This window comes from Candidatus Methylomirabilota bacterium (genome assembly GCA_036005065.1).
Taxonomy (GTDB): Bacteria; Methylomirabilota; Methylomirabilia; order Rokubacteriales; family DASRDR01; genus DASYQW01.
In genome coordinates, this window is sequence record DASYQW010000378.1 from 1 (window position 1) to 4,446 (window position 4,446).

Consider the following 4,446-nt stretch of genomic DNA (forward strand, 5'->3'; position numbering starts at 1 on the left):
CGGGTTACGGCTCGGGAAGACGGCGGCGAACCGGTCACGGAAGACGAGTCGATTGAAGCCGGTGGGCGGCGAGAGCACGGCCGCGGCCAGCTCGCGCCAGAACCCCGGGCGCTCCCCGCCGCCCTCCAGCAGGAGGCTGGCCATCCGGAACAGCGGCTCGCCCACGAAGGTGCCGGCGATGCCGCTCGCGATGTGATCGTTGAGGGACGGCGGCGAGGTCTCCCCGGCGGTCTCCCAGAGGAAGCTGCCGGCGAGAGTGTAGAGCAGCGACTGCCAGTAGTTGAGGCCGGACGATCGCCCGAGCCCGTAGTAGATGCTGCCCTGATAGGGATGCCCGAGCTGGTTGACGCTGAACGGATCGTGGTCGATCACCACCGAGCTGGTCAGGTTCTTCCAGATGGAGTCCGCGTCGGTGCCGTACGTCTCCCTACTGATGACGTGTCGGTCGAACTGGTTGAGGCCCAAGAGGAAGCCGCCGACCTCGAGGGCCGGAACGAGGTAGCTCTTGCCTTCCCCGGTCTCCCAGCTCAGTCGCGGGGCGGCTGCGGGCTCGTCCGCGAAGCCCGCAATCGGAGTCAGGAGGGCAAGGCCGAGGGCGCCGCCGAGGAGCGCGCAGTGCACCTCGCCGACACGCCCCGGCCGCATGCGCGCAAGGTAGCACAGGCGCGTGGCTGGCTCAAGAACACGGCTTCGAATCCCGTGAGCGCCAGCACTCGAAGATCTTGCGCTCGCATGGCGCCGAGCCGCCGGCTCGGATCAGGACGTCGGGCTCGACGCCGAGGAAGCGCTACACGCGCAGGCGGGGGTCCAGGAGGTCCCGCATGCCTTCCCCGAGCAAGTTGGCGCCGATCACCGCCACGAGAATGGCGAGGCCCGGGAACGTCGCGATCCACCAGTAACCGAAGATGAACTCCCGCCCCTGGCTGAGCATGGCCCCCCACTCCGGGCTGGGCGGCTGGGCCCCCAGGCCCAGGAAGCTCAGCGTGGCGGCGATGAGCAGGGCGTTGCCGAGTCCGAGGGTGCTGAGCACGATCACCGGCGCCAGGATGTTGGGGAGGACGTGGCGGGCGATCACCCGCAGATCCACGGCGCCGGAGGCCTTTACCGCCTCGATGAAGGTCCGTGTCTTCAGATCGAGCACCGAGCCGTTCACCACGCGGATGTACGCGGGCATCGAGGACACACCCACCGCGACGATGACGTTCTCCAGGCTGGGGCCGGTGGCGGCGACGATGGTGAGGGCCAGGAGGATGCCGGGCAGCGCCAGCAAGAGGTCGGTGAGGCGGAGAACGATCGTTCCGGTCCAGCCCTCGTAGTAGCCCGCGAGCAGCCCGAGCACCGTGCCGATGATGCCTCCCACCGCCACCGCCAGGAGGCCCACCCGGAGCGATTCCCGTCCGCCCCAGATCACGCGGCTCAGGATGTCGCGGCCGAACACGTCGGTGCCCAGCGCATGGGATCGCCCGGGCGCCTGTAGCGATGCGCGCTGGTCGTGGCCGACCGGGTCGTAGGGAGCCAGCCGGGGCGCCAGCACGGCACCGAGCACCATCGCGAGCAGCAAGGCGCCGCCGGCCACCGCGCCCTTGTGCCGCAGGAAGCGCCTGAACTCCGGGAACGCCCCGAGCTGCATCGCGGCTAGATCATTTCGGGGGGGTCTCGGAAGACCCCCCCGATGCCCCCCCGTCGTGGCGGCGGCGCAGCCGCCGCTCGGAGCACGCCTCGATGCACCACACGCTCGGGGGTCGGCGCCGGCTTACTTGGACACACGACTAGGCCGCGTCGTAGCGAATCCGCGGGTTGATGAGCGCGTAGGAGAGGTCGACGGCGAGGTTCACCAGACTGTAGGCCGCCGCCACCAGCAGGCACCAGCCCTGGACGATCGGGATGTCCCGGGCGAACACGGCGGCCACGACGAGCTGGCCCAGGCCCTGGCGCGAGAAGAGGGACTCCACCACGACGCTCCCGCCCAGGAGCAGGCCGAACTGCAGGCCCACGAACGTGACGACCGAGATCAGCGCGTTCCGTAGCGCGTGGCGAAAGATCACCGCCCGCTCGGGCAGGCCCTTGGCCCGGGCCGAGCGCAGGTAGTCCTCGCGCAGCACTTCCAGCATGCTGGACCGGGTCAGGCGGGCGATGGTGGCCGAGGCCGGGAGGGCCAGCGTCAGGGCGGGCAGCACGATGCCCCGCCAGGTCTGGTCCCCGAGTGCCGGCAGCCACCGGAGGTGGACCGCGAACAGGAGCATCAGCATGAGGCCCAGCCAGAACCCGGGCATCGAGATGCCCAGCAGGGACGCCAGCATGGTGAGGAAGTCGGTCCAGCTGCCGCGACGCACCGCGGCCGCGACCCCGGTCAGCACTCCCAGCACGATGGCCAGCCCGACCGCCAAGAGGGCCAGCCGAACGGTGGGCCCGGTGTTCTCCAGCAGGATCCGGGCCACGGGCCGGTTCTGCTGGAACGACTTGCCGAGGTCGCCCTGGACGGCGCCCCCGACGAAACGGCCGAACCGGACCACGAAGGGGTCGTTGAGCCCGAGCTGCTCCCGCAGGATCTCGATGTCCCGGGCCGAGGCGCCGAAGTGCGACACCAGCATCGTGGCGGGGTCGCCGGGCAGCGTGTTCATCAGCGTGAACACGGCCGCCGACACCCCGAGCAGCACGAAGAGTGTCCCCGCCAGGCGGCGGATCAGGTAGCGGGCCACTGACTGCCCGGCCCGGAGCCCGCCTCAACGGCGACGCGGCGGTGCTATCTCTTCCACCACATCTCGTGGAAGTAGGCGTCGTAGCCCCGTCGGTTGAACTGCACGCCCTGGACCGGGGCCTTGTACACGTGGATCGTCTCCCGGACGAAGGCCGGGAGGAACAGCGCGTTCTCCATGGCGAGTACCTGGAACCGGCCGTAGACGTCGGCGCGCTTCTTGGCGTCCAGCTCCACCTCCCCGCGGTCCAGCAGGTCGTCGATCTCCTTGATGGTATGGAAGGTCCAGTTGAAGCCCTTCCCCTGGTTCCGGGAGTGGAAGAGGATGCTCATCAGCTCGGGATCCAGCGACGCGAAGGGGAGCGGGGCCAGGTTGTTCTTGATTCCCTCGGTGGCCACCTGGTTGACGGTGCCCACTTCCTGGAGGCTGATGTTCGACTTGATGCCGACCTTCTTGAGCTCCGCCTGCACGAACTCGGCCTCGGATGTCGTGTAGAAGACGTAGTGCTCGATCACGAGCGGCTTGCCGTCCTTGGCTCGCATGCCGTCCGGGCCCTTCTTCCAGCCGGCCTCGTCCAGGAGCGTCTCCGCCTTCCGGGGGTCGTAGGGGTACATCTTCTCCACCGCGGGGTTGTAGCCGAAGGTCACCGGCGTGAGGGGGCCGTAGGCGGGCTTGTAGGCTCCCTGGAGGACGTTCTTCACCAGCGCCGCCCGGTCGAACGCGTAGATCATGGCCTGCCGGACCTTCAGCTCGTCGGTCGGCGCGCGCTTCACGTTCATGGGCCAGCCCCACGGCATGCCGGGCTGGGGCGCGCTCTTGACCTGGAAGCGGGGATCGGCGCGCAGCCGCTCGAGCTGGTGGGTCGGCGGCATGTCCACCGCGTCCACTTGGCCCGACTCGAGGGCGGCCAGTCGGGCGCCGGCGTCCGGGATCTGGCGGAACGTGAGGGTGGCGAAGTAGGCGGGCCCCTTGTGGAGGAACGGGGGGCCCCAGTTGTAGTCGGCGTTGCGCACCAGCTTCACGTGCTGGTTCTGCACCCACTCGGCGAACTTGAAGGGTCCGGTGCCGACGGGTTTACGCCCGAACTCGCCCCCCTGCTCCTTGACGGCCTTGGGCGACACGGGCGCGAAGAATACCTGGCTGATCACGGTCAGGAAGGACGCCTTGGGCTTCTTGAGGACGATCCGGACGGTGTTGCCGTCCACCACCTCGGTGTGGTCGTAGAAGCCGCGCAGGGCGACGCCGGCCTGGCGAGACTTCGTCTCCGGGTCGACCATCCGGTCGAAGCTGAACTTGACGGATTCGGCGTTGAAGGGCGTGCCGTCGTGGAACGTGACGCCTCGCTTCAGCTTGAAGGTCCAGACGAGGCCATCGGCGCTGGCCGACCACGAATCGGCCAACCCCGGGGAGAACTCGCCGTTGGCCCGGAGATAGACCAGCGGGTCGAAGATGTTCGTCATGATGAAATGACTCACCGACTGGGAGGTCACGTGGGGGTCGAGGGTGTCGACGAAGCTGGAGGAGTAGCCGAAGGTGAAGTCCCCGCCCGAGAGGGGCTGGTCGGCGGCGTGGCCCGCCGTGATCCCCAGGGCAAGGAATGCGGGGAGGACCAGCCAGGCACGGTGCCCGGACACGCGATCACGGGTCTCCATGGTGTGTGCTCCTTCCGTTCCGAGTGGTCAGGCAGCGGGGCAGCGCTCCGCCCGGTGGCTGGATAGCAGCGTAGCGGAGTTGCGAGCGAGCGCGCAAG

The 4,446-nt window shown here is 68.9% G+C and carries 4 protein-coding genes; all 4 read right to left on the minus strand.

Going from position 1 to position 4,446, the window contains the following annotated elements; translation table 11 throughout:
• Window positions 1-645, minus strand: a 645-nt coding sequence (locus VGW35_25585) for a DUF3943 domain-containing protein (protein HEV8311049.1), incomplete at its 3' end; no start/stop codon positions are given.
• Between the two features lie 142 nt (window positions 646-787).
• The gene (locus VGW35_25590; GenBank protein ID HEV8311050.1) at window positions 788-1,630 is read right to left on the minus strand and encodes an ABC transporter permease; all 843 of its coding nucleotides are present in this window, start codon (window positions 1,628-1,630) and stop codon (window positions 788-790) included.
• 139 nt (window positions 1,631-1,769) lie between these two features.
• Window positions 1,770-2,699, minus strand: a complete 930-nt coding sequence (locus tag VGW35_25595; protein ID HEV8311051.1) for an ABC transporter permease — start codon at window positions 2,697-2,699, stop codon at window positions 1,770-1,772.
• A gap of 44 nt (window positions 2,700-2,743) precedes the next feature.
• Complete coding sequence (locus VGW35_25600) at window positions 2,744-4,348, minus strand: ABC transporter substrate-binding protein (protein HEV8311052.1); 1,605 nt, start codon at window positions 4,346-4,348, stop codon at window positions 2,744-2,746.
• Between the last annotated feature and the right edge of the window lie 98 nt (window positions 4,349-4,446).